Annotated in this window: 2 protein-coding genes and 2 pseudogenes; 2 read left to right on the forward strand and 2 right to left on the reverse strand. The window is 39.3% G+C overall.

The features are described from left to right. Window positions 1–410: LPXTG cell wall anchor domain-containing protein (locus tag HT671_RS05325; RefSeq protein WP_172923079.1), on the forward strand; the 410-nt coding region annotated here is incomplete at its 5' end. Between the two features lie 319 nt (window positions 411–729). Here the strand turns inward: HT671_RS05325 and HT671_RS11615 are convergent. Both HT671_RS11615 and HT671_RS11430 read right to left on the reverse strand, forming a co-directional pair. Beyond that, window positions 730–1,570 (reverse strand): annotated as a pseudogene (locus HT671_RS11615) (transposase); the annotation flags it as partial. Further along, window positions 1,551–1,672, reverse strand: a pseudogene (locus HT671_RS11430) (ISL3 family transposase); the annotation flags it as partial. The pseudogenes HT671_RS11615 and HT671_RS11430, both read right to left, overlap by 20 nt. A 405-nt stretch (window positions 1,673–2,077) precedes the next feature. Here HT671_RS11430 and HT671_RS05345 point away from each other — a divergent pair. Further along, a partial coding sequence (locus HT671_RS05345) for a cell wall-binding protein (RefSeq protein ID WP_172923080.1) occupies window positions 2,078–4,545 on the forward strand: 2,468 nt, incomplete at its 3' end.

Raw genomic sequence — 4,545 nt, forward strand, 5'->3', positions numbered from 1 at the left:
CAACTATTGACTTGGTACAAGATCCTACTACAGGTGACGTTACAGTAACACCTAAGAAACCAGATGGCTCAACTTATCCAGAAGGAACAATGGTAGAACTTCCAGGTAAGGATGGTCGTCCAATTAAAGTGACGATTGGAGCAGATGGTTCAGCTAAGGTTCCAAATGATCAATTACCAGATACTACGGTTGTAGGTAAGGCTAAGATTACAGAACCAGGTAAAGCAGCTGTAGAAGTTCCTAATGTAACAACACCAGCTAAGGTAACAGTCTCTACGGAACAGCCAAGTAAATCACATAATGTATTGCCAAATACAGGAACAGAATCAAATGCGACTCTTGCTTCTCTAGGACTTCTTGGTATGCTAAGTGGACTCGGATTTGCGTTTAGAAAGAAAAAAGAAGACTAAAATAAAAGTTTAGTCAAGCTGATATACATTCTTCTGTATTTTAAAAATGAGCCCTATTAATTCTGCTGATTATTTTAGGAATCGAGTACAAGGGATGTTTAGATGAAAAGCGAACAATTTTAGAATTGTTCGCTTTTTAAATGGCTCTTTGTCAACTGTAGTGTAACGGTAACCGCCCAATAACGAAGTATATTGAAAAATCTCCAGACTAGTGAACTCACGGATAGTTCCTAATTTGGAGATTTCTTATTTGCACTTTTCTTGTACAACTTTAGTCCATGGTAAACAAGCCTCTAAAACCTCTTTGTTTACGAGAGTCTGCTAGTTTGGGGGTCGCTTCAAAAAATTTCCTTCTCACATGCGCCCAACATCCAACAAGTTCAGCTTCTTCCAGTTGACGATAAGCTTCTAGCGGTTCGCAGTTTATCAAGCTTAGCGTCGCCTTTCTCCTAAACCTTGGACTGCTATCGCATAGGCAGAACTAGAGGACTAAAGTCCTAAGTTACTGCCGCAACATGTCACAATGCACATAGCCAGAATAATCTCCTAGGAATTCTTGTACTACTGAACCACTTCGACGCTGATCATGGTGGTAAAGCCTAATCCCTTGTTTCTCAGCTTTCCCAGACAAAAAAGTCCAATAGTAGGTCAGATGGCTATCACTTTCTAAGACCCGATAAGAGGTTTCATCCGCATGAAGAAGAGCGTGTTCTAACAACTTTTCTCGTAAAAGCTTATAAAGGGACTCTAAATAGTATTGACTCGCCTTGATATGCCAATTAGAGATTTCCTTACGTGTGATTGGTAAACCCATCTTAGCCCAATCTTCTTCTTGGCGATAATTGGGAACCTTCAGATTAAACTTCTGATGGATGGTGTGAGCGATTATAGAAGCTGAGCCAAGGCTTATGCGCCAAAGGGGCTTTAGGGATAGGAGCTTTCACGATTTTATCACTCGGATTTTTCTCACTGCATGCTTGGCATTTGTAAGAGTGTTGGATATGATCTATGCGTTTTAATTGCACAGGAATAAAGACTAATTCTTGGCCTTGAAGACTCGCTCCAATCTCTTTTAGCTCTCCCTGACAGTCAGGGCAAATGCAGTCCTCTAAGCGATGATGAACTTCTTCTGAATCAAATTGGGCAAGATGGAGCCTCATAATCCAGTTTAGCAATGATTTCCTTCTATTAATGATATCCATAATTTGGGCATTAGGGTCTTTGATATCGAGTAGTTTTGTGATAAAATGTAATTGTTCCATATGAATCTTTCTAATGATGGTTTGGTTGCTTTTCATTATAGATCTTATGGGACTTTTTTTCTACAACAAAATAGGCTCCATAATATCCATAGGGGATTTTCCTACTACAAATATTATAGAGCCAAAATCTCCAGCCTAGAGAATTCATGAGGGTCTGAAAGGGTCAGGTATTTATGTTTTGTCATAGTAGAGCTCATTTCTAACTCAAACGTCTCACACTAAATTCCACCATAAAAATCTGTTTTAGGCCAATTTCCACTTTGACCAGACTAGGGGGAGTTATCCGAATCATAATTTTAGATAAATATTGGGTAAACATTGGGAAAATACTTGACATATATGTTGTAGAAGAGTATAATGATGGTGATTCAGGTGATTAAAAATAATAATAAAGAGGTGACCTAAATGGGGAAGAAAAAGATGATTTTTGCTAGCCTAGCCAGTGCGGTAGTTTTAGGGGCTAGTCTTACTAGCGTTCAGCAATTGGCTGTAAAAGCTGATGAATCAAATACTACTAACACTAGCAAAGCATCCGAAAAATCTAAAAAGGATCTTGAAAAAGCGGAAGCAGCTAGAAAAGAAGCTGAAGCTAAAGTTGCTGAACTACAGAAAAAAGTAGAGGAAGCGAAAGCAAAAGCTGAAGAAGCTGCTAAGAAAGCAAAATCCGAAGCAGATGATGCTAAAGCTGCAGAAGAGGCAAAAGCCAAAGCTGAAAAAGCTAAACAGGCTGCTGATGCTGAGCTAGCTGCTGCTAAAAAGGAAGAAGCTGATGCTAAAGAAGCAGTGATGAAGGCTTTGACAGAACTTGAAAAGGATGCCGAAGCTAAAATTAAGGCAGATGACAAGATTACTGACAAAGCAGCAGCTATTAAAAAAGCAAAAGAGAGAATCGGTAAAGAAGATTTACTAAAAGCAATTGAAAATGGTCAAATCAAGGCCAGTGATGTTGTAAAGGAATTGCCAACAAAGGAAGATGAAGAACGAGTTATTACTAGCAAAGATTCTTCTCTTCCTGAAGAGATAAAAGCTAAAATCAAAAAAGCCGAGGAGGCTGATGCCAAACGTCCACAATCAGAAAAACTGCAAGACAAGGCGGATCAATTGGGGGATGAAATTGACTCTCTAACCAAGCAAGCTAATAAGGCTAAAGCCGAAGCTGAGAAAAAAGCTGCAACTCTGGTAGAAGAACAGAAAAAACTAGAAGAAGCGAAAACAGCTCATGAAGCGGCACAAGCTGAATTTGAAAAGGCTTTAGCACTGGCTGAGTCTTATAAAGAAGATATTGATACTCGTGTTGACGACTTCAATGAAACTCTGAAAAAGGTAAAGGAAGCAAAAGCTAAGGAACCAAACACTTTGCTTAAAGAAGAACTTATTGATGCATTTACTCAATTAGAGGAGGCTGAAGAAGCTAAGATTAATGCAGATGATAAGATTAAGGACAAAGCAGCAGCTATCAAAGAAGCAAAAGAGAAAATCGGTAAGGAATATTTACTAAAAGCAATTGAAAATGGGGATATTTCACTAGAGGATGTTGTGAAAGAATTACCAACAGAAGATGCTAAAACTACACCTGACAGCACAAACGTGGTTTATGAGAAAAAATCGCTTCCTTCAGATAAAATGATGGAAGTTGAGAAAGCCGAAGCTGCAGAGAAGGCACGTCCAGAGTCAGAAAAACTGCAAGATAAGGCGGATCAATTGGGAGATGAGATTGACTCTCTAACCGAGGAAGCTAATAAACTTAAAGCTGACTTTGAGAAAAAAGCTAAAGAACTTGAAAATAAACAAAAGGATTCAGAAGATTATAATCAAGCCAAAGCTGATCTTGAGGAGAAATATGGAGTTCTGGAAGCTTATAAGGATGCGATTGACTTTCGTGTTGATAAACTCAAAGAGACTCTTGAGAAGATAGAAAAAGTTAAGACCTCAGATCAGAAAAAAGAAGATAAAGCCAAAGCTGATCTTGAAGCAGCCTTGACAGAGCTTGAAAAGGATGCCGAAGCTAAGATTAATGCAGATGATAAGATTAAGGACAAAGCAGCAGCTATTCAAGCAGCCAAAGCGGCAATCGGTAAGGAAGATTTACTAGACGCAATTGAAAGTGGTGCTATCAAGGCTAGTCAAGTTTTGGATGAATTACCAACAGAGAATGCTAAACCTGCCTCTGAAAATAACAATACGTTTGATACTTATTTCAATCTTCCGTCTGATATAAAAGATAAAATTGAAAAAGCCAAAGAAGATGATGCTAAACGTCCAGAGTCAGAAAAACTGCAAGACAAGGCGGATCAATTGGGAGATGAAATTGACTCTCTAACCAAGCAAGCTAATAAAGCCAAAGCCGACCTTGAGCAAAAAGCTAAAGCTCTTAAGGAACAAAAAAGAAAACTCAAAGCAGCAGAGGCAGCTCGTGCAGCAGCAGAAGCTGAATTTAACCAGGCGGATGCCCTTGTTGAGTCTTACGCAGACGATATTAATTCTCGTGTTGATGATTTCAACAAGACCCTTGAAGAAGTAAAAGAAGCAAAAGCTAAAGAACCAGCTAAAACGGAAGAAGAAACTCCAGCTCAACCCCAAGAAGAAGCAGATCCTAGAATTGCGGAGTTAGAGCAAAAAGCAGCAGAATCGAAGAAAACAGCTGACGATGCGACTGCTAAGGCTGAAAAAGAAAATAAAGAAGCAAGAGAAGCTGAAAATTCAAAAGCTGAAGCTGACCAAGCTCAAACAGCAGCAGAAGCTGAACTAGAGAAGGCTAAAGCTGAGGCTGAAAAAGCAAAAGCAAAAGTTGAAGAGCTTGAAAAAGCAGAAAAAGCTGATCAGGAACCATCTGAACAGCCAGCAGAACCAGCTCAACCAGCGGAACCAGCTCA

Source organism: Streptococcus sp. 2741 (assembly GCF_013276315.1).
GTDB classification, from domain to species: Bacteria; Bacillota; Bacilli; order Lactobacillales; family Streptococcaceae; genus Streptococcus; species Streptococcus pseudopneumoniae.